We start from the raw sequence: 22507 nt of genomic DNA, 5'->3' as shown, positions 1-22507 counted from the left end.
TGCGCCGCGTGCGGCGCCAAACAACCGTGCGATCTGCCGCCGACATCGCGGCGGAAGGCCTGCGCCTTCCGTTCGTGCATGTCGGCGCATGAGCGCGCGCCTGGCAGCGACGAGACCGCGGGTTGCGGTCGCGGACCGAACGAAGAGCGAAGGGGCAGGGCATGAGCCAGCAAGATGGGCAGACGAACAACCGGATCGTGGCGGAGATCCGCCGCGTGTTGACGGGGCGGGCACGATGGCTGATGGCCATCTGCGTCCTGCTGCTCGCGCAAGGCGTGGCACAGGCGCAGCTCAATGAGCGGCACAGCTTCAATGCGCGCGGCGACGTCGAGATGATCGGCAACGCGCTGTTGACCTGCGCCAGCTGCAACCAGTCCAACAGCGGCCTCAACAACGGCTCCAACATGGCGATGGAGTTCGTCAACGTTGAGGGCAATCGGTTGCCCGCCGGTGTGCCGCAGAACTCCTCGACCGCGACCCTGAGCCTGCCCAGCGGGGCGCGCGTGCTCTCGGCCGGCCTCTACTGGGGCGGCCGATCGGACGACGCGGGCCGCGGCACGCTGCAGTTCCGGACCCCTTCCGGCAACTACCAGGCGATCACCGCCACCGACCTCAATACCTTCCCCGATCAGGGTGACGCGGGTAGCCGTCCTTATACGGCCTACCGCGATGTCACCGCGCTGGTCGCGTCCGCGGGCGCGGGTACCTATGGTGCGGGCGGACTGACCTCGGATATCGGCCGCATCGGAAACGTCAACAACGGCGGAAGCCTGGGCCAATACGGCGGTTGGGCGCTGATCGTGCTCTACGAGCACGACAGCAAGCCGTACCGACGCTTGATGGTGTTCGATGGCGATGCCGGCTATGTCTCTAACGGCAGCCCGCAGTCCGTCACGGTCACCGGCCTGTTGACCCCGCAAAACGGCGAGTTCACCGCCTACATGGGCGCGCTTGTGTGGGAAGGCGACGGCGGCATCGTTGGCGACCAGTTCCGGCTCACCGGCTCGGATGTGCTCAATGCCGGTGCGCTCAGCGATGCGCTGAACCCGGCCAACAACTTCTGGAACGGCGGCATCAGCCGTCTGGGCCAGCGCTATACCGCCAAGAATCCCGACTACGTCAACCAGTTCGCCGTCGATCTGAAGCTGGTCGATATCTCCAATAACGCCGCCAATGCCAACCGCCCGCGTCTGCGCAACGGCGCCACCGGCGCGACGTTGGAATTCACCAGTACGGGCGACGCGTACTTTCCGCATGCGCTGGTCTTCGCGACCGACCTGTTCTTCCCCGACCTCGTCACGTCGCTGACCAAGCAAGCGCGCCGCGTGCCCTCGGGCGAGGTGCTCGGGCCGAGCAGCGAAGTCCGCCAGGGCGAAGAGGTCGAGTACATCGTCTCGTTCACCAACAACGGCCAGGACGGCGCGACCAACGTGGTCGTCACCGACCCGATTCCGGCCAACACCACTTATGTGCCCGGTTCGTTGCGGGTGCTCACCAACGCGGCCGATGCGGCCACCGGCAGCATGTCCGATGCGGCGGGCGACGACATCGCCGAGTTCGATGCCGTCAACAACCGCGTCGTGTTCCGGATCGGTACCGGTGCCACCGGCTCGGCCGGCGGCATGCTCTCGCCTGCCCAATCGGCCCAGATGTCGTTCCGCGTGCGCGTCGATACCGCGACGCCGACTGGCGAGTTCATCCGCAACGTCGTCTCGGTGCGCCACAACGCCCAAACCGTGCCCTTGCCGCAGGATGTCGAGGGCGAGGCGGAAGCCAATGTGATCGGCCCGGTCGTCCCGTCGGCCGAGGAGATCGGGTTCTGTCCGACAGATGGCGGCTTCTTCAACATCGTCAACGGCGTCGGCATCTATCAGTACTCGCCGGGATCGGCCGCCGACAGCCGTGTTGCCGGTCTGGACTTCGCGGTCCCCGGTGACCTCAATGCGCTGATGGTCGATCCGACCGGTCGGACCCGTCTGCTGTTCCACCAGGCGGGCGGCAACACGATCTGGGCCTATGATCCGACCCATCCCACCAGCCCCGGCTGGTATCGCACCGGCGTGACGATCAACGCCAATCTGCCGCGTGCGGGCATGACCCAGGCCGGCGTGGGCTATCTGATCACGGCCGCGACCCGCGCAGGCGCTGGGGCGACGGCGCAGATGTACCGTATCGAGCGCGACGGCGACTACGGCTATCGGCTCGGCGGGCAGAGCACCCTGACCTACGACGTGGCGCCGAGCGACTTCGGCTCGGGCGACATCGCGTTCGACAATGCGGGCGTGGGCTGGCTGGTGGCCGGCAACGACCTGTATCGCGTCGATGTCGACGCGGGCACCGCGACCCGCCAGCAGACCTTCACCGGCGCACCGTCGGGTGTGAACTACGCAGGCGCGGCGTTCGGCGCAGACGGTCTGCTCTACGTGGTCGTCAACACCACCGGCGCCTACTACGCAATGGATCTGACCAACGGCACGATGTCGCAAGTCGGCGCATCGGCCAGTGGGGCAGGCCGCGATCTTGCCTCGTGCAGCTTCCCGACCATCGCGCCCGCGCAGTTGCAGGTCACCAAGACGCTGGCCTCGATCACCCGCAACGGCCTGCCCGTTGCTGCGGGCGAATCGGCCGCGCCGGGCGACCTGCTGGGCTATGCGATCGAGGTCCGCCATGTCGGCGGCACCCAGGCCGCGACCGTGTTCGCGGGCGACGTCGTCGAGACCGTGCCGGCCAACACCCTGCATGGCGCGACGGCGGACGACTTCACCTGCACCGGCGCCAACTGCGTCAACACCGAGTCGCGCAATGTGCTGGCCGGTCAGAGCACCGTGTTCTCGTTCGTGGTGCAGATCGATGTCGGCACGCCGGCCACGGTCAACCAGATCGTCAACTCGGTCACGGTCAATGGCATCGACTGTGCGGTGGCGGGTAACGACTGCGACGAGACCACGCTGATCGACGTCGAGCCGGCGGTCACCTCGACCAAGGCGTTGACGGCGGTCAATGGCGCGACGCCGGCCGGCCCGGTGGCCGTGGGCGATGTGCTGACCTACACCGTGACGGTCACCAACAGTGGCAACGTCACGCTGCCCACCGTGACGGTGGCCGACGCGCGCATCACGCCGGACAGCATCACCTGCGCACCGCTGACGGTGGGTGACAGCTGCGCCCTGGTGGGCACCTACACGGTGACCCAGGCCGATGCGGATGCAGGCACGATCCGCAATACCGCGATCGTCACCACGCCCGACACGCCCCAGGTCTGTCCGGCCGGTTCGACCGCCGCCGCCGCCTGCCAGCCGACGATCGAGATTCCTACCGAGACGCCCGATCCGTCGCTGACGGTGGTCAAGACCGCAGGTACGCCGAGCGGCAACACCGCCGGCAGCACGATTGCGTATTCGTTCTTGGTGACCAACACCGGCAACGTGACGATTGCCAATATCGCGATCGATGACGACAAGCTCGACGCCGCGGCCGTGTGCCCGGTGACGACGCTGGCGCCGGGTGCGAGCACGACCTGCACCGGCACGCACACGATCACGCAGTCGGAAGTCGACGCTGGCGAAGTGCTCAACACCGCGACCGCGACCGGCACGACGCCGGGCGGCGGCACGACGACGAGTCCGCCGGACGAAGAGGACGTGACGCTCGAGACCACGCCGTCGCTGACGGTGGTCAAGACCGCGGGCACGCCGAGCGGCAACACCGCAGGCAGCACCATTGCCTATTCGTTCCTGGTGACCAACACCGGCAACGTGACGATCACGAATGTCGCGATCGACGACGACAAGCTCGACGCCGCGGCCGTGTGCCCGGTGACGACGCTGGCCCCGGGTGCGAGCACGACATGCACCGGCACGCACACGATCACGCAAGCGGAAGTCGACGCCGGAGAAGTGCTCAACACCGCGACCGCGACCGGCACGACGCCGGGCGGTGGCACGACGACGAGCCCGCCGGACGAAGAGGACGTGACGCTCGAGACCACGCCGTCGCTGACGGTGGTCAAGGCCGCGGGCACGCCGAGCGGCAACACCGCCGGCAGCACCATCGCCTATTCGTTCCTGGTGACCAACACCGGCAACGTGACGATTGCCAATATCGCGATCGACGATGCTCAGCTCGACGCCGCGGCTGTGTGCCCGGTGACGACGCTGGCGCCGGGTGCGAGCACGACCTGCACCGGCACGCACACGATCACGCAGGCGGAAGTCGACGCCGGTGAAGTGCTCAACACCGCGACCGCGACCGGCACGACGCCGGGCGGCGGCACGACGACGAGCCCGCCGGACGAAGAAGACGTGACGCTCGAGACCACGCCGTCGCTGACGGTGGTCAAGACCGCGGGCACGCCGAGCGGCAATACCGCCGGTAGCACGATTGCCTATTCGTTCCTGGTGACCAACACCGGCAACGTGACGATCACGAATGTCGCGATCGACGATGCCCAGCTCGACGCCGCGGCCGTGTGCCCGGTGACGACGTTGGCCCCTGGTGCGAGCACGACCTGCACCGGCACGCACACGATCACCCAGGCGGAAGTCGACGCTGGTGAAGTGCTCAACACCGCGACCGCGACCGGCACGACGCCGGGCGGCGGCACGACGACGAGCCCGCCGGACGAAGAGGACGTGACGCTCGAGACCACGCCGTCGCTGACGGTGGTCAAGACCGCGAGCACGCCGAGCGGCAACACCGCCGGCAGCACGATTGCCTATTCGTTCCTGGTGACCAACACCGGCAACGTGACGATTGCCAATATCGCGATCGACGATGCTCAGCTCGACGCCGCGGCTGTGTGCCCGGTGACGACGCTGGCCCCGGGTGCGAGCACGACCTGCACCGGCACGCACACGATCACGCAGGCGGAAGTCGACGCCGGTGAAGTGCTCAACACCGCGACCGCGACCGGCACGACGCCGGGCGGCGGCACGACGACGAGTCCGCCGGACGAAGAGGACGTGACGCTCGAGACCACGCCGTCGCTGACGGTGGTCAAGACCGCGAGCACGCCGAGCGGCAACACCGCAGGCAGCACCATTGCCTATTCGTTCCTGGTGACCAATACCGGCAACGTGACGATTGCCAACATCGCGATCGACGACGACAGGCTCGACGCCGCGGCCGTGTGCCCGGTGACGACGCTGGCCCCGGGTGCGAGCACGACCTGCACTGGCACGCACACGATCACGCAGGCGGAAGTCGACGCCGGTGAAGTGCTCAACACCGCGACCGCGACCGGCACGACGCCGGGCGGCGGCACGACGACGAGCCCGCCGGACGAGGAAGACGTCACCATCGAGCGCAACCCCAGCATGGCGACCAACAAGGCGCTGGCCGGCAACGCCGACGAGGATGGCAGCGGTACCGTCACCCTCGGCGACACGCTGACCTACACCATCACCGCGACCAATACCGGCACGGTGAGCCTGGGCAATGTGGAGGTGCGCGACGACCGCATCACGCCGTCGAGCCTGGTCTGCGCCAGCCTGGCCCCCGGTGCGAGCTGCGTGCTGACGGGCACCTACGCGGTGACCCAGGCCGATGTGAATGCCGGCCAGGTGGTCAACACCGCCGTCATCACCACCGATGAACCGGCGGTCTGTCCGGCCGGCGATACCTCCGCCGCCTGTCAGCCGTCGGTCACCATCGACGTGACGCCGTACGAGATCGTGGCCAACGACGACAGCTATGGCCCGGTCAACGGCGCCACCGGCAACCCGTCGGTCGGCAACATCCTGGACAACGACACGCTCAATGGCGTGCCGGCGACCATCGACACGGTGACGATCACGCTCGGCACGCTGCCCACGGGCATCGTGGCGGATCCGTCGACGGGCGTGGTCGGCGTCTCGCCGGGCACCCCGGCGGGCAGCTACACCTTCGACTACACGATCTGCGAGGTGCTCAACCCGGCCAACTGCGACACCGCGACGGTGACCGTGGTGGTCGAGGCGGCCGAGATCGTGGCCACCGACGACAACTACGGCCCGGTCAACGGCGCCACCGGCAATCCGTCGGTCGGCAATGTGCTGGACAACGACACGCTCAATGGCGTGCCGGCGACCATCGACACGGTGACGATCACGGTCGGCACGCTGCCCACGGGCATCGTGGTGGATCCGTCGACGGGCGTGGTCGGCGTCGCGCCGGGCACCCCGGCGGGCAGCTACACCTTCGACTACACGATCTGCGAAGTGCTCAATCCGTCCAACTGCGACACCGCGACGGTGACCGTGGTGGTCGAGGCGGCCGAGATCGTGGCCAACGACGACAACTACGGCCCGGTCAACGGTGCCACCGGCAATCCGTCGGTCGGCAACATCCTGGACAACGACACGCTCAACGGCGTGCCGGCAACCATCGATACGGTGAAGATCACGGTCGGCGAGCTGCGTGTGGGCGTCGTGGTGGATCCGTCGACGGGCGTGGTCGGCGTCGCGCCGGGCACCCCGGCAGGCACGTACACCTTCGAGTACACGATCTGCGAGTTGCTCAACCCCGACAACTGTGACACCGCGACGGTGACGGTGGTGGTCGAGGCGGCCGAGATCGTGGCCACCGACGACAGCTACGGCCCGGTCAACGGCGCCACCGGCGATCCGTCGGTCGGCAACGTGCTGGACAACGACACGCTCAACGGCGTGCCAGCAACGCCGGACACGGTGACGATCACGGTCGGCACGCTGCCCACGGGCATCGTGGTGGATCCGTCGACGGGTGTGGTCGGCGTCTCGCCGGGCACCCCAGCGGGCAGCTACACCTTCGAGTACACGATCTGCGAAGTGCTCAATCCGTCCAACTGCGACACCGCGACGGTGACGGTGGTGGTCGAGGCGGCCGAGATCGTGGCCACCGACGACAGCTATGGCCCGGTCAACGGTGCTACCGGCGATCCGTCGGTCGGCAACGTGCTGGACAACGACACGCTCAACGGCGTGCCGGCAACGCCGGACACGGTGACGATCACGGTCGGCACGTTGCCCCCGGGCATCGTGGTGGATCCCTCGACGGGCGTGGTCGGCGTCGCGCCGGGCACCCCGGCGGGCAGCTACACCTTCGAGTACACGATCTGTGAGGTCCTCAACCCCGACAACTGCGACACCGCGACGGTGACGGTGGACGTCGAGGCGGCCGAGATCGTGGCCACCGATGACAGCTACGGCCCGGTCAACGGCGCCACCGGCGATCCGTCGGTCGGCAACGTGCTGGACAACGACACGCTCAATGGCGTGCCGGCGACCCCGGACACGGTGACGATCACGGTCGGTGCGCTGCCCACGGGCATCGTGGTGGATCCGTCGACGGGTGTGGTCGGCGTCTCGCCGGGCACCCCGGCAGGCAGCTACACCTTCGAGTACACGATCTGCGAGGTCCTCAACCCCGACAACTGCGACACCGCGACGGTGACGGTGGACGTCGAGGCGGCCGAGATCGTGGCCACCGACGACAGCTACGGCCCGGTCAACGGCGCCACCGGCGATCCGTCGGTCGGCAACGTGCTGGACAACGACACGCTCAACGGCGTGCCCGCGACGCCGGACACGGTGACGATCACGGTCGGCACGCTGCCCCCGGGCATCGTGGTGGATCCGTCGACGGGTGTGGTCGGTGTCACGCCGGGGACCCCGGCAGGCAGCTACAGCTTCGAGTACACGATCTGTGAGGTGCTCAATCCCGAGAACTGCGATACCGCCAGCGTCACGGTGGTGGTCGAGGCGCCGGAGATCACGGCTGCCGACGACAGCACGACGACCGATCAGAACACGCCGGTCACGATCCCGGTGCTCGACAACGACACCCTCAACGGGGTGCCGGTCGATGCCGACGACGTCACGGTCGTGGAGCTCACGCCGCCTGCGAACGGCAGCATCGTGATCCAGCCCGACGGGACAGTGGTCTACACGCCCAACCCCGGCTTCTCGGGCGACGACAGCTTCGAGTACCGGATCTGCGAGATCACCAACCCGGAGAACTGCGCGACGGCCACGGTGACGGTCACGGTGCGTCCGAACATCGTCGAGGCGATCGATGACGATGCCGGGACTGCGGAGCCGGGTGTGCCGACGCCGGTGGTGGTGGTCGACAACGACACCAGCACGGGGGCGCCGCTCGATCCGGGCTCGGTGACCATCCTGACCCCGCCGCAGCACGGCCAGGTGAGCTGTGCGAACGGCACCTGCAGCTACACGCCGGCATTCGGCTACAACGGTGAGGACAGCTTCGTGTACCGCGTCTGCGACACCTCCTACCCGGCGCCGGTGTGCGACACCGCGACGGTGACGGTGAAGGTCCAGGGCGAGGCCCCGCTGCGCATCACCAAGTCGGTGGCCGTGCGCGAGGTCAAGGTCGGCGATCTGGTGCGTTACACGCTGACGGTGGAGAACGTGAGCAACGCGATGGTGACCGGGGCGCATGTCCTCGATACGCCGCCGCAGGGCTTCAGCTACGTCGACGGTTCGCTGTCGAGTGGCGACGGCCGGGCGCTGGCGGTGTCGGGTCACAACCCGATCCGCATCTCCAGCCTCGACCTTGCGCCGGGCGACACCATGAGCATCAGCTACCTGCTGCGTGTGGGCGCAGGCATCCGTGCCGGTTCCCACATCAACCAGGCCGTGGCGCAGAGCGAGAGCGGCGTGCCGCTGTCGAACATCGCCACCGCCCAGGTCGGGACCGCGTTCGATCCGCTGCTCGACGACAGCCTGGTGTTCGGCACGGTGTTCGACGATCGCAATGGCGATGGCTGGCAGGCGAGTGCGGTGCTGACCGATGTTCGGGTGCAGGGCGGGTTCGCGCCGGAGGCCTATGTTGCCGGCTCGACCACGATCGACCGCGGCGAAGGGCCGCAGCCGGTCGCCGACGCCAGCGCGCCGCTGCTGCACGGGATGGCGCTGGGCACGATCACGGGCCGGCAGTCGGTCGGTGATCCGGTCGAGGCGCACCAGGTGGTCATTCGTCAGCGTCTGCGCTCGGCGACGTTCGCCGGGGACTTCGTGCTCACCAGCGCCCAGGGCGTGACGGTGCGCATGGCGGTCGACGGCAGCACGCAGGTGGAACGCGAGGGCGAGGCGGCCAAGGGCCTGTCCGCGGCCGAGCCGACCGTCACGCGACGTGTGATGCAGGAGGCAGATGGCTTGGTGGTCGAGTACGTGATCGCCAACAGCGGGATCGATGAGCGCGGCATCCCGGGCGTGCGGATTGCGTCGGTGGAAGGTCTGCTGATCGAGACCGACCAGTACGGCCGCTATCACCTGGTGGACGTGCCGGGCGGCAACGCGATGCACGGGCGCAACTTCATCCTGAAGGTGGATCCGTCCACGCTGCCGCCGGGCACCGAGTTCACGACCGCCAATCCGCTGGTGCGGCGCGTGACGCCGGGTCTGCCGGTGCGCTTCGACTTCGGCGTCAAGTTGCCGATGATCGAGTTGCAGGGTGGCCGCGAGGCGGTGGAGCTGGAACTGGGCGAAGTGTTCTTCGCCCCGGACAGCAGCGAACTGCGCGAGGCGTATCTGCCGGCGATCGAGGCGATGGCCGGGCAGATCGACCGCTACCGCGGTGGCCGGGTGGTCGTCACCGGTGAGGGCGAGCACGAAGCGCTCGCCTTTGCCCGGGCGGCGGCGGTCCGCGACGCACTGCAGTCGCGGGTCGCACCGGAGGCGGCAGCTGCGCTGACCGTCGAAATGCGGACGCGGGTCGAAGATCCGCACGCGATGGTGGCCGGCGTCGGCAACGGCGGCGTGTTGCTGGGCACCGTGTTGTTCGACACCGACAAGTCGGCCATCCGGCCGGAGTTCGAAGCGCTGCTCGACGCAGTCGCCCAGCGCCTCGAAGCGCTGGGTGGCGGGACGGTCGGCATCGTGGGCCATACCGACGTGCGCGGTTCGCACGCCTACAACGTCGACCTGGGCCTGCGCCGCGCGCAGTCGGTGTTCGATGCGCTCTCGGGACGTCTGAGCCCGCAGGTCCGGGCCAAGACCCGGGTGGAAGCAAGCAGGGATCCGGCCGCTCCTGTCGGGGAGGCGCGGAAGTGAAAGGGGACCGGATCATGAAGAGGAAGCTGCTCGACGCAGCGCTGCTGGCTGCACTGGCCGGCATGGCATCGACGACCGCGGCGGCGCAGAGCGCCCCCGCGGCGCCGACCGCCGATGACGGCGCCGCTGGCGCCGCGACCATGGACTGCGACGCCGATGGCTGCCGCAGCGACGGCGACCTGCTGTTCCGGCTGCGCACGCGCAGCTACGACCAGCCGGTCACCCGCGGCACCAGCGAGGCGTCCTCGTCTCAGGCGCTGCAGCCCGATCGCCGCGTCAGCGTCGCGCTGGAGCAGCCCGGTCGCGCGACCGCGGTGGGCCAGTTCTCGGTGCAGTTGCCCGGTGGCGGCGCCATCTGGGCGACCGAGGACCCCAACCTCGGCCAGCCGGAGCTGTCGGTGTCGGCGCCGACGATGGTGCCGTTCGAGAATGGCCGCATCGTCAAGCCGGTGCGCTTCTTCGCGCGCAGCAACTACATCGACTTCGTCGAGCGGCTGGAGCTGACGCTCTACCGCGCCGCCGATGCCGATCTGATCGAGCCGATCGCGCAGTTCGAACTGCCGCGCTCGGCGGTCGCCGATGCCGAGTGGGACGGCACACTGCCCGCAGGCCGCCAGTACCGGACCGGCGACGAGCTGGTGTACGTGCTGCGCGCCTATGACGCGGCCGGCAACTTCGACGAGACCTTCGTCCAGCGCCTGCAACTGGTGACACCGGCTGAAGCCGAACGCGGCGCACAGATCCTGCGCCAGAGCACCGAGCGCGGCCTGGGCATGTCGCTGGGCGCCGATCAGGCGGCCGCGCAGGCGCTGGTCGACAACGTGTTCTCGGGCAATGGCCTGCGCCAGCAGAACATCCCGGTCTACGGCTCGCGCGTGCGCATCACCGGCCGCAATCTGCCCGAAGGGCAGACGCTGCTGATCAACGGCGAGAACTACCCGGTCGATCTGGAACGCAAGTTCGTCGCCGAGTATCTGATGCCGGTCGGCCAGCACCGCTTCGATATCGGGCTGCGTGGCCGCGATGGCGAAGTGTCGGAGCACGCGCTCGATGTCGACGTCAGCGGACGCTACTTCTTCGGCGTCGGTATTGCCGACGTCACCGTCTACCAGAACAAGGCCAGCGGTCCCGGTCGCGAGATGGCGATGGCGGGCCGCGAAGACGACATCCTCAGCGACGGACGTCTGGCGTTCTACGGCAAGGGCAAGATCGGCGGCAAGTATCTGATCACCGCCCAGGCCGACACCCAGAACCGGCCGCTGAGCGATCTGTTCGATGGCTTCACCTCGGCCGACCCGCAGGACGTGTTCCGGCGCGTCGATCCCGACCTGTACTACCCGACCTACGGCGACGACTCGACGACCTATCGCGACGTCGACACCATGGGCCGCTTCTACGTGCGCATGGATTGGGACAAGAACCAGGCGTTGTGGGGCAATTTCTCGACCGGCTTCACCGGCACCGAGTACGGGCAGTACCAGCGTGCGCTCTACGGCGCGGCGCTGGCCTGGCGCTCGCGCATGGCCAATGCCTGGGGCGATCCGGGGACCGAACTGCGTGCGTTCGTGTCCGAGGCGCAGACCGCGCCGGGTCACAGCGAGTTCTCCGGCACCGGCGGCAGCCTGTACTACCTGCGCCACACCGACGTGCTGCCGGGCTCGGAGCAGGTCGTGGTCGAGGTCCGCGATCCGACCACCGGCCGTGTCGAGGCACGGACGGTGCTGCTGCGCGGCGCCGACTACGAGATCAACGAGTTGCAGGGCCGGATCATGCTGACCCGCCCGCTCTCGCAGGTCAGCCGCGAGAACCTGCCCACGATCATCCGCGACCAGCCGCTCGACGGGTTCGATGTGCGCATGCTCGTCGACTACGAGTGGGTGCCCAGCGGCTTCGACCCCGACGAGCTCACCGCCGGCCTGCGCGGCAAGCACTGGTTCGGCAATCACGTCGGCGTCGGTGCGACCTGGGTGGATGAAAGCCGGGCGGGTGAAGACTACACGCTGATGTCGGCCGACCTCACGCTGCAGGCCGGCAAGGGCACCTACCTCAAGATCGAGCACAGCCGCACCGAGGCGACCAGCGCGCCGGTGTTCTTCTCCAGCGACGGCGGCCTGACGTTCGGGCAGCTCAATCCGGTCGGCCCGCGCGAAGGCGAAGCCACCGCGGTCGAAGCCCGCGCGAACTTCCGCGAGCTCGGCTGGACCACCAGCGACTGGAGCACCGGTGCGTGGTGGCGTCGCGTGGATGCCGGCTTCTCGGTCGCGCGCTTCGACATCGGCGCCGATGTCGAGGAGTACGGCGCCGAGGTGCTGGGCGAGTTCGGTCGCGACGTCGGCTTCTACGCGCGCTACAGCCGTGCCGAGCGCGGCGCCGAGACCCTGACCCAGGCCCAGGCGGTGACCGAGTGGCGCTTGTCGGATGTCAACGCGCTTGCCGCCGAGATCCGCCGCGTCGAGGAAGGCCGCCTTGGCGGCGATGCGACCGGTGTGCTCGGTGCGCTGCGTTACACGCACCGTTTCGGCACCGCGCTGGATGTCTACGGCACCGCGCAGCTGACGCTCGACGACGACGGCGGCTACGCCGACAACGATGCCTACACCCTGGGCGGCCGCTACAACTTCGCCAACCTGTCGAGCGTGGGCGCCGAAGTCACGACCGGCGATCGCGGCGACGCGGCGCAGATCAACGGCGAGTACCGCCTGACCCCGCAGCACAGCTTCTACGGCGCGTATACCTATTCGACCGATACCACCGAGTACGACCCGCTGTTCAACCGTTCGCAGCAGAACGGCTGGACCCTGGGCCAGCGCTGGCGGCTGTCGAACCAGGTCAACCTGTTCAACGAAAGCCAGTTCCTCAAGTCCCGCTACGAGTCCGGCCTGGCGCATACCTACGGTATGGATTTCTACCCGGCGATCGGCTGGAACCTCGGCCTGACGTTGTCGGACGGCGATCTGACCAACCGCGACGGTGGCCAGATCGACCGGCGCGCGATCAGCGTGTCGGGCGGGCGGACCTCGTCGAGGACGGACTGGCAGAGCAAGATCGAGTGGCGCGAGGACAGCGGCGTCGAGCGGCGGACCCAGTGGGTCACGACCAACCGGGTGCAGCATCGCCTCAACGAAAGCTGGCGCGTGGCCGCCCGCTTCAACTACGCCGACACCCAGGACGATCTGAACCCGGCGGCCAGCGCGAAGTTCATCGAGAGCAATCTCGGCTTCGCCTACCGCCCGTGGGACAGCTCGCGCTGGGGTCTGTTCGGCCGCTACACCTACCTGTACGACCTGGCGACGCTGGGTCAGATCGGCGGTGCGCAGGTCGATCAGAAGTCGCAGGTGCTGTCGCTCGAAGGCGTCTATCGCCTCGACGACCACTGGGAAGTGGCCGGCAAGCTGGCGCGGCGCGAAGGCGAGGCGCGGTACGGTCGCGGCACCGGCGCGTGGTTCGACTCGGCCACGACGTTCGCGGCCACCCAGGTGCGCTACGAGCTGCTGCAGCGCTGGCACGCACTGGCCGAGTACCGCTGGCTCGACGTCGACGATGGCGGCACGCGTCAGGGCTGGATGGTCGGTGTGGACCGCGATATCGGTCGCAACTTCCGGATTGGTGTGGGCTACAACTTCACCGATTTCAGCGACGACCTGACCGACTTCGACTACGACCACCGCGGGGTCTACATCAACTTCGTCGGAAGCTACTGAGCTTCGGGGAACCGGCGACCGGCGCCAGTCGCCGGTCGTCGTGGGGCATCAGCGGGGCGTCTTCGCGGCGGGCAGCGATCAGGTCCCGGGCAGCAGCAGGTTCTCGAACGGGCGCGTGTCCTTCCAGCGATAGCCTGCGAAGTCGCGCAGGTCGGTGGACAGGATGCGCCCTTCCTGCAGTTGCTCGGCAAGGATCACCAGCGACGCGTCGGCGAGGTCCATGGGGAGGTCGTGATACCGGCGCATCAGGTGCGCAGCACGGCCCAGGGCGTCCTCGGGCGGTGGCGGCACGACGCAGGCGCCCTGCGAGACGGAATCGACGAAGGCCAGCGCCTGGTGCACCCCGACACGGGCAACCAGCAGGTGCGTCACTTCGGTCAGGACTGGCCAGGTGGTGGCGAAGCCTTCGCCTGCCCATCGCTCGACCGCTGTGCGCGCGACGGCATGGTGGCGGTCGCGGCGATTGCCCAGCGCGATCCAGAAGCCGCTGTCAGTCAGGATCATGCCTGTCCTGCACGCGCAGCGGCAGCTTCTCCTCCAAAGCGTCCGCCAAGTAGGTCTTGTATCCGGCCGACAGGTCCTCAGGCCCGTCCCCGGCACCGATGTAGCCGGCCAGCAGATCGAGCGGGTCGCGTCGCGGCTGGACGTGCGTGGCGTGGTACTCGCGCAACGCATCGCGCAGCAAGTCGGATGCGGACCCGCCGCTACGATCGAGCAACTCGCGGAACCGGGCGGCATCCGGCCCGCTCAGGCGGGCGTTGATGCGGACGTCGGAAGAGGGGGCGGTCATGGCTGGTCTCCAAGAAATTTTCGGAGCTCCGGAAGGTGTCATAAACGTATGACAGCCAGTGTGGCGTGTCAACCCGGCTCAGGCCGGCGGCTCCGGCAGCTGCAGCGTCACTCGCAGTCCGCCCGCATCTCGGTTCTGCAAGGCGATCCGCCCGCCATGGGCTTCGGCGATCTCGCGTGCCAGCGCTAGCCCAAGGCCAGTCCCGTTGCGCTTGGTGGAGTAGAACGGCAGCAGCGCGTTGGCGAGCACCGCCTCGTTCATGCCGTCGCCGCGATCGAGAACATCGATCCGCCAGCCATCGGGCAGCCGTCGCAGTCGCAGCCGCACCTGATCGGCAGGGGAGCCGGATTCGTGCGCGTTGCGCAGCAGGTTGATCAGGCATTGCGCCATCTGCGCGACGTCGACGCGCACCTGGCCGCCGTCGTCGCCTTCCAACGTGAACGGCACCTGGTCGCGCAAGCGCGCGAGGAATGTGTGCCAGGGCACCGTTTCGGTGCGCGGCGCTGGCAACTTCGCAAAGCGCGCGTAGTCGCGGATGAATCCCTCGAGGTGGCGTGCGCGCTCCTCGATGGTCGCCAGGGCATCGGGCAGGCGCTCGAGCTGGCCGCGCCGCAGCAACTCCGCACCCGAGTGCGCGAGCGAGGCGATCGGCGCCAGCGAGTTGTTGAGCTCGTGGCTGATGACCCGGATGACCTTCTTCCAGGTCTGCACTTCCTGCCGGCGCAGCTCGGTCGTCAGCCTGCGCAGCAGCACCAGTTCGTGGCGGCGGCCGTTGAGGCGAAACGAACGCCGCGACAGGTGGTAGATGTCCTCCTGGTCCTCTTCGCCGACGCTCAGCAGGCCGTCGCCGCCGCGCAGCAAGGCCTCGCGCAGCGCCGGCGGCGCCTGCGCCGCCAGTGCCTCGAAGCCCTGGCCCTCCAGCCGGCGCCCGTCGCCGAGCAGCTGGCGTGCGGCGACATTGCCGAGCACCACGCGCTGCTGCGGATCGAACAGCACCATCGCCACCGGGGTGTTCTGCACCATCGTGTCGAGCAGCAGTTCGCGTTGCACCAGCGCATGGCGCTGCTCGCGCAGCACGTCGCCGAGCCGGTTGTGTGCCGCCACCAGTTCGCCGAGCTCGCCGCCGCCGTCCCAACGGATGCCGAAGCCGTAGTCGCCATCCCGATAGGAGGTGACCGCGCCGGCCAGCGCACGGAACAGCGCACGCACCGGGCCGAGCATCCGCTGCGCCGCCCACAGCAGCCCGGGCAGGCACAGCGCGGCGGCTGCGAGCACCGCCGACCAGGCCGGCAGCCAGCGTGTGAGCCAGGCGGCGAGCAGCGCGACGGCGATCGCGAACAGCGACGCCAGGGCGCCGAGACGGATCGTCAGCGGCAGCTGGCGTGCAGGCATCAGTCGCGCCGCAGACCCAGGCGGTCCATGCGCCGATACAGCGCCTGGCGCGAGAGCCCGAGGTCGGTGGCCGCCTGCGCCAGTACGCCGCCGGCACGCGCCAGCGCGGCCTCGATCGCCGCGCGGTCCGGCTCGGGCGCACCGGACGCCGGCATGGCGGCTTGTGGCAGACCCAGCGCGTCGGCTGCGATCGCCGCCTCCTGCGACAACAGCGCGGCGCGCTGGACCGCATTGCGCAACTCGCGCACGTTGCCCGGCCAACGGTGCGCGAGCAGGGCGCGCTCGGCGGGGCGCGACAGCGACCGGCCGGCCGGCAGGAAGTGCCGCGCCAGCGGCAGGATGTCGTCCGGGCGATCGGCCAGTGCCGGCACCTTGAGCTCGATCGCGTTGAGCCGGTAGTAGAGATCTTCGCGGAAGCGCCCGTCGGCGATCGCCGCGGGCAGATCGGCATTGGTCGCGCTGACCACCCGCACGCGGACCTGGCGCTCGCGGTTAGAGCCGAGCCGCTCGAAGCGCCCGGTCTCGAGCACCCGCAGCAGCTTCATCTGTCCGGCCAGCGGCAGGTTGCCGATCTCGTCGAGGAACAACGTGCCGCCATCGGCGGCCTCGAACTTGCCTTCGCGCGCCCGATTGGCGCCGGTGTAGGCGCCGGCATCGGCGCCGAACAACTCGGCCTCGATCAGGTCGGCCGGCAACGCGCCGCAGTTGAGCGCGACGAACGGACCGTCGCGGACCGCAGAGTTGGCGTGGATGATCTCGGCGATCTTCTCCTTGCCTGCGCCGTTGGGCCCGGTGACCAGCACCGGCAGTTCCGAGCGCGCGACCTGGACGGCCAGACTGAGCACGCGCTCACTCGCGGCGTCGTCGAAGACTGTGCCGCGCAGGTCGTAGGCGTCCTCGAGCGCGTGCCGGTCACGCTGCTCGCGGCTGCGGCGGCGCTCGAGTTCGCGCCGGCTGGCCGACAGTTCCAGCAGATTGGCGACCGTCGCCATCAGCTTGTGGTCGTCCCAGGGTTTGGCCAGGTAGTCGGCCGCGCCGGCCTTCACCAGTCCGACCGCGGACTCCAGGTGCGTCCACGCGGTCAGCAGCACCACCGGCAACTCGGGATGGCGCGCGTGGATCGCCTCGAACAGCGCCGCGCCCTCGTCCCCGGACGTGGTGTCGGCGCGGAAGTTCATGTCCTGGATCACCAAGTCGACCGGCTCGCGCGCGAGCGCGGCCAGGCCGGCTTCGGGCGACTCGGCATACACCGTGTCGATGTCGTGCAGCGAGAGCAGCACGTCGAGCGCGGTGGCGACCGCGGGGTTGTCGTCGATGATCAGGACGGTGGGCATGGGGAAGCGCTGGGGCCTGTTCGCGAGGGACGCGTCCGGGGAGCCATTCTGGCACTGCCCGGCGCGGTGGAGGTCGGTTCGGTGTCGACCGCTTCACGCACTGCGGGTGGCGACCGCCGGCGGCACCGCCGCTGCGCGTCGCGCCGGGCCGAGCACGGCGAGCTGGCCCAGCAGCCACAGCAGCGCCGCACCGATCGGCAGGTAGGCCAGCGGCAGACGCGCCATCGCGTAGTGCTGCATCAGCCACTGGTTGATCGCGTATGCGGCGAGCATGCCCGGGACCAGGCCGGCCGCGACGATGAGTGCGTTCTCGGCCAGGAAATGTCGCAGCACATCGCCGCGGGTTGCGCCGAGCGCGCGGCGAATGCCGATCTGGCGGATCCGCTGCTCGATCCAGTAGCCGGTCAGGCTGGCGATGCCAATCAGCGTGATCAGCGTGACGACCAGGCAGACGGTGCCCAGCAGCCACACTGCCGCGCGCCGGGTCTTGAACGCATCCGAGCGCTGGGACTCGTAGTCGACGATGATCGGCGCGATGCCGGTCATCAGCTGCGGGCCGTCCTGGCGCGCGAAGACCGCCTGGATCTGCGCCCGCACCGTCTCGCGCGCGTCCGGTTCGGTGCGGACCGCAAACGCCAGAATCGGCAGGTCCTCGAAGACCCGGTTGGGAATCAGCATCGAGTACTCGGCCTGGCCATCGTCGAGCTCGGAGAGCTGGTAGCGCAGCAGGCGGCGGACTGTGCCGACAACGACATAGCGCGGTTCGCCGGCATCGCTGAGCACGCCGCCGATCGCGTCGCCATCCGGGAACAGCGTGCGTGCCAGCGCCTCGGTCAGGATCGCCGGCACGATGCCGCGGCGCGCGTCGTCGCCGAACAGGCTGCCATCGCGGGCGTAGTCGCCGTCCTCGAAGTCGCGGCCACGCACCAGCTCCAGCCCGAGCGCCGGCACCAGCCCCTCGCCGGCGAAGCCGGTCGCGGTGACGCTGACCTCGGCCGGGCTGTCGAGCGTGAGAGTGAACGTCATCGTCTGGCGCATCGGGATGCCGAGGGTCGGCGCCACCGCACGCACGCCCGGAATCGTCTGCAGCGTCTGTTTCAGGGACTGCACGTCCGCGGTGGTCCAGCGCCCCTGTGCCTGGATCAGTTGGTCGACCAGCAGCAGCTGCCCACGCACGATGCCGTCGGGAATCAGCATCGGGCCCACCTGGCGCTGCAGCAGGAACAGCGCATTGGTCAGGATCGCGCAGGCCAGCGCGATCTGCGCAATGACCAGCACTGGCATCAGCCGCTGTCGGTGCAACACAGAAAGAATCGGCCGCAGGGGCGGGAGAGTGGCCAATCGGATCATCGAAGGCTCCATCAAAGGCTCTTGACCTGCAGCGCGGGTTCGATCCGCGCCGCGCGCCAGGCGGGCAGCAGCCCGACCAGCAGCCCCACCGCGACGGCGAGGCTGAGCAGCACGACGAACAGCCCCGGGTTCAGCACGGCCTGCTCGGTGTAGCCACGGTCCTGCAGACGCACCACCCACAGCCCGAACAGCGTCAGCGGCAGCGCCAGCAGGCCGCCGGCCAGACCCGCCGCCCCGGCTTCGACCAGGCACTGGACCACGATCGTCCGGCGGCTTGCGCCCAGTACCCGACGCACGCCCAGCTCGCCGCCGCGACGCAGGAAACGTGCGGCCAGCAATCCGGCGATGTTGACCATGCACAGGCTGAGCAGCCCGAGCGAGAGCCACAGGTTCAATCGCACGCTGTCGGGCACCACGCGGTTGGCCGTCAGCCAGGCCCGCACGCTGTACACCTGCGCCTGCGGTGGGCGCTCGAACGCGCCGGTGTCGTGGCGTTGCCGGGCATACCGCTCGAGGGCGGCGCGGAAATCGTCGACCGCCTGCGGTGTCGGCAACTCGGCCCAGAGCTGCAGGAAGCGGCAGGCGCCGAGATCGAGCTCGTTGAAGCGGAAGCCCCCGGTCCCGCCGCGATCGCAGTCCTGCGCGCTGATCGGGGTCACGCCGACTGCGAGCGCGCTGTCCAGCGGCAGGAATGCGCGGATCGCCAGCGCCTCGCCCCAGCCCGAATCCGACTCCTGCAGCGCGTAGAACCCCGGCTGCGGATTCCATTCGGCGCTGATGCCCACGACCCGCACCTGCCCCTGGCCGACGCGGAGCAACTGGCCGGTGCCGTCGGCGCGACCGAACAGCCGCAGGCTGGTGCGTGCGTCGATGATCGCGACCGGGGCGTGATCGCGCGCTTCCTGTTCGGTCCAACTGCGGCCATGCAGCAGCGGCACCCCGAACATCGAGGGCAGGGGGCCGGTCGCGAGCAATGCACGCACCGATTCGCGTCGCGCGTCCTCGCCTTCCAGGGTCAGCGAGGTCGGCACCAGCGCGGTCTGCCGGACGCCGGGCTGGGCGTTGGCGATGGCCTGGACATCGGCAAGCTTCCACAGCCGGGGCGGGGCGCCGACGTCGTCGGACGCACGCGCGCCCGCGGCCGGGGCCTGGCGCGAATCGACCCAACCCAGGTAAAGGTGCTGGCTCAGACCCGGCAAGGGATCGGCCGAGAGCATCGACAGCAAGGTCAGCATCGTCATCGTGGCCGCGAGCCCCATGGCCAGGGTCGCGACCGCCAGCCCCATGGTGCGCGGATGCCGCAGCAGGCCACGCACCCCCAACTCGAACGCATACCGCATCCCCATCCTCCTTGATGACCTCAAGTGCTGCGGGTAGCGACCGCCGGCGGCACCGAGGCGGCGCGGCGCGCCGGCCCGTACACGGCGATCTGCCCGAGCGCCCACAACACCAGCGCGCCGGCCGGCAGATACATCAGCGGCAGCCGGCCCAGTTCGTAGCGCGCCATCAACAATTGGTTGAGGCCGTAGGCCAGCAGCATTCCCAGCGCGATGCCCATCGTCGCCAGCAGGAAGTTCTCCACCTGGAAGTAGCGCAGGATCTGGCCGCGGGTCGCACCGAGGGCGCGACGGATACCGATCTGCTTGGCGCGCTGCTGCACCCAGAAGCTGGCCAGGCCGATGATGCCCAGCGCGGTGACCACCAGCAGGGCGATGCACACCACGACCAGCAGCACCGCCATCGCCCGGTCCTGCCGGTAGTACTTTTCCCGCAGTTCGCTGATGAGGTGCTTATTGACCGTCACCCGGTTGGGGTCGATCCGCTTGAGCGCGGCCTCGGCCGCCTCCAGTACCTCGCGGCGCTGCGCGGGATCGGTCCGGATCAGGTAGTTGAGATTGGGCGAGGCCACGCGGACTGGCAGCAGCATCGTCGCATCGCCGGGGCCGCTGTTGTCGTTCGGACGCGCCAGCGTCTCGACGACCCCCACGATCGGCATCGGCGCGCTGCCCCAGCTGTAGATGTGCTTGCCGACCGCGTCTTCGCCCGGGAACAGCGCCTGCGCCATCGCGCGGTTGACGATGACCGCGGGCACCTTCGCGTCCTCGCCGCCGGCATCGATGCGCGCCATGTCCACATAGTCCTCGGCATTGAAGCCGCGGCCGGCGATCAGGCGCAGCCCGAGCGTATCGAGCAGGTCCTCGCTGCCCAGGTACGGCGAGGCGATCAGCGTGTTGTTCACCTGGTCGTCGCTGAGCCGCACGCCGCTGCTCGAGCTGCTGTTGCCGTACGGGATCTGGGTGGCGGCCGCCACGTGCCGCACCCCCGGCACTGCGCGCAGCGCAGCGAGGTCGCGCGCGACGTAGGCATTGAGATCGAGTGTGTCGTCGCGACTCACGCGCGGCATCTGCAACTGGACCAGCTCGTTCTCCACCGCCCCGCTGGGGCGCGCCATGCGGTCGATGCGACGGTCGATCAGGTAGATGGCGTTGCAGATGATCGCGCAGGCGAGCGCGATCTCCATCACGATCAGGGCGGCCGCGGTCTTGTGGCGGCGCAGGGTGGAGAAGATGGGGCGGATGTCCATGCGGGTGTCCGTCGGTTGGGCCGGGGTCAATTGGATTTGAGCTGGATCGCGGGCATGACCTGGGTCGCCCGCCAGGCGGGGAGCAGGCCGGCCAACAAGGTCGCGACGATCGACAGCACGAACGTGGTCAGCAGCATGGTCGGGTCGAGCCGGGCGAGCTCGGCGTAGGTGCTTGGCGCCTGACGCACAGCCCACAGGCCGCAGAGCGCGACCGCGAGCCCGGCGATGCCGCCGGCCACCCCGATCGTGCCGGCCTCGACCAGGAACTGCGCGAAGATCGCCTTGCGCGAGGCGCCCAGCGAGCGTCGCACCCCGATCTCCGACGCGCGGCGCAGGCTCTTGGCCAGCAGCAGGCCTACCGTGTTGACCAGGCACACCAGCAGGAAGCCGAACGCCAGCCAGACCTGCAGGCGCACGTCGCCGGGCACGATCTGGGCGTAGTCGAGATGCGCGCGCACATCGCGCAGGCGCACGTTCGCAGGCCGCACGAAGCGCCCAGCCTGACGTTGCTGTTCGGAGTACGCGAGCAGGTAGTCGCGATACGCCGCGGCATCGTCCGGCGAATCGAGCTCCACCCAGTACTGCAGCCAGGCGCACGGCGCGTTGCGGGCGTTGGAATCGATGCCGCCCGAATCGCCCCAGCAGCTCATGCTGCCCATGCGCGAGAGCTTGGCGTCCATCGCGGCGGAGAACGGTACGAACACCGATTCCAAGGGCTCGAACCCGTCGAGATTGAGGTCCCAGAACCGGGGCGTCGGCCGCCAGGGTGCCAGCACGCCGATGACCTGGAATGCGTTGCCGTCGATGCGCAGCGTCTTGCCGGTGCTGTCGCCGCCGCCGAACACCTTCTGGTTGGTCTCGGCCGAGATCACCGCCACGCGCGCAGCGTCCGCATCGTCCTGTGCGCTCCAGCCACGCCCGAACGCCATCGGCGCATCGAACATCGGGAAGAATTCGCCGGTGGTGTAGCGCGCGTCGGTGAAGTAGGGCGACGCGCCTTCGGGCTCCAGCGCCACGAACCCGCCGCTCATGAAGGCCTGGCGTTTGCCCCGGGCTTCGTGCAGCAGCGTCTCGGAGTCGAAACGGGTCATATTCCGCGCCGGCTCGCCGCCGGCGGTGTAACCGGTCATCGGTTCGGGATCGAGCTGGACATGGAACAGCCGGTCGCTCTTGTCCGGGATCGGGTCGCCCGACAGCACGTGGAACACGGTCAGCGTGGTCATGCTGGCGCCGATGCCCAGCGCGACCGCCAGCACCATCAGCGCGGTCAACATGCGATTGCGCCGGAAGCTGCGCACCGCGAGATTGCAGTAGTAACCCAACAT

General features: G+C 69.0%; 10 protein-coding genes. 2 read left to right on the top strand and 8 right to left on the bottom strand.

Features of this window, described 5'->3' with window-relative positions; translation table 11 throughout:
- Positions 1-161: 161 nt before the first annotated feature.
- Together WAF18_RS07850 and WAF18_RS07845 are read left to right on the top strand one after the other, a co-directional pair.
- Positions 162-10031, top strand: coding sequence for an Ig-like domain-containing protein (locus WAF18_RS07850; RefSeq protein WP_337244606.1), 9870 nt, complete (start codon positions 162-164; stop codon positions 10029-10031).
- 14 nt (positions 10032-10045) lie between these two features.
- A complete protein-coding gene (locus WAF18_RS07845) occupies positions 10046-13732 on the top strand; it encodes a hypothetical protein (protein ID WP_337244605.1) in 3687 nt (1228 codons plus the stop codon).
- Positions 13733-13810: 78 nt separating this feature from the next.
- Here the strand turns inward: WAF18_RS07845 and WAF18_RS07840 are convergent, their stop codons facing one another.
- The 8 genes from WAF18_RS07840 to WAF18_RS07805 form a co-directional block, all read right to left on the bottom strand.
- Entirely contained in the window at positions 13811-14236 is a 426-nt protein-coding gene (locus WAF18_RS07840; protein WP_337244604.1) for a PIN domain-containing protein, read from the bottom strand.
- On the bottom strand, positions 14223-14522 hold the full coding sequence (locus tag WAF18_RS07835) for a ribbon-helix-helix domain-containing protein (protein ID WP_337244603.1): 300 nt from the start codon (positions 14520-14522) through the stop codon (positions 14223-14225). Before WAF18_RS07835 ends, WAF18_RS07840 begins: the two co-directional genes overlap by 14 nt.
- Positions 14523-14600: 78 nt before the next feature.
- Positions 14601-15914 carry a HAMP domain-containing sensor histidine kinase gene (locus tag WAF18_RS07830; protein WP_337244602.1) on the bottom strand — a complete coding sequence of 438 codons (1314 nt, stop codon included), beginning with the start codon at positions 15912-15914 and terminating at the stop codon, positions 14601-14603.
- Positions 15914-17248 (bottom strand): sigma-54 dependent transcriptional regulator, encoded by a 1335-nt coding sequence (locus tag WAF18_RS07825; protein WP_337244601.1) that lies wholly within the window; start codon positions 17246-17248, stop codon positions 15914-15916. Before WAF18_RS07825 ends, WAF18_RS07830 begins: the two co-directional genes overlap by 1 nt.
- Before the next feature lie 93 nt (positions 17249-17341).
- Positions 17342-18598, bottom strand: coding sequence for an FtsX-like permease family protein (locus WAF18_RS07820; protein WP_337244600.1), 1257 nt, complete (start codon positions 18596-18598; stop codon positions 17342-17344).
- A gap of 11 nt (positions 18599-18609) precedes the next feature.
- Entirely contained in the window at positions 18610-19938 is a 1329-nt protein-coding gene (locus WAF18_RS07815) for an FtsX-like permease family protein (RefSeq protein WP_337244599.1), read from the bottom strand.
- Positions 19939-19958: 20 nt separating this feature from the next.
- Positions 19959-21182, bottom strand: coding sequence for an FtsX-like permease family protein (locus WAF18_RS07810; protein WP_337244598.1), 1224 nt, complete (start codon positions 21180-21182; stop codon positions 19959-19961).
- Positions 21183-21208: 26 nt separating this feature from the next.
- Positions 21209-22507 (bottom strand): ABC transporter permease, encoded by a 1299-nt coding sequence (locus tag WAF18_RS07805; protein ID WP_337244597.1) that lies wholly within the window; start codon positions 22505-22507, stop codon positions 21209-21211.

The organism is Luteimonas sp. gir (assembly GCF_037198055.1).
GTDB lineage: Bacteria > Pseudomonadota > Gammaproteobacteria > Xanthomonadales > Xanthomonadaceae > Luteimonas > Luteimonas citri_A.
Note: the sequence above shows the minus strand (reverse complement) of the source record. Positions and strands in the feature narration are given on the sequence as shown.

Bases quoted from the DNA above. Each gene is read 5' to 3' on its own strand.
- WAF18_RS07850 (WP_337244606.1), top strand. From the start codon at position 162: ATGAGCCAGCAAGATGGGCAGACGAACAACCGGATCGTGGCGGAGATC.
- WAF18_RS07845 (WP_337244605.1), top strand. From the start codon at position 10,046: ATGAAGAGGAAGCTGCTCGACGCAGCGCTGCTGGCTGCACTGGCCGGC.
- WAF18_RS07840 (WP_337244604.1), bottom strand. From the start codon at position 14,236: ATGATCCTGACTGACAGCGGCTTCTGGATCGCGCTGGGCAATCGCCGC.
- WAF18_RS07835 (WP_337244603.1), bottom strand. From the start codon at position 14,522: ATGACCGCCCCCTCTTCCGACGTCCGCATCAACGCCCGCCTGAGCGGG.
- WAF18_RS07830 (WP_337244602.1), bottom strand. From the start codon at position 15,914: ATGCCTGCACGCCAGCTGCCGCTGACGATCCGTCTCGGCGCCCTGGCG.
- WAF18_RS07825 (WP_337244601.1), bottom strand. From the start codon at position 17,248: ATGCCCACCGTCCTGATCATCGACGACAACCCCGCGGTCGCCACCGCG.
- WAF18_RS07820 (WP_337244600.1), bottom strand. From the start codon at position 18,598: ATGATCCGATTGGCCACTCTCCCGCCCCTGCGGCCGATTCTTTCTGTG.
- WAF18_RS07815 (WP_337244599.1), bottom strand. From the start codon at position 19,938: ATGCGGTATGCGTTCGAGTTGGGGGTGCGTGGCCTGCTGCGGCATCCG.
- WAF18_RS07810 (WP_337244598.1), bottom strand. From the start codon at position 21,182: ATGGACATCCGCCCCATCTTCTCCACCCTGCGCCGCCACAAGACCGCG.
- WAF18_RS07805 (WP_337244597.1), bottom strand. From the start codon at position 22,507: ATGTTGGGTTACTACTGCAATCTCGCGGTGCGCAGCTTCCGGCGCAAT.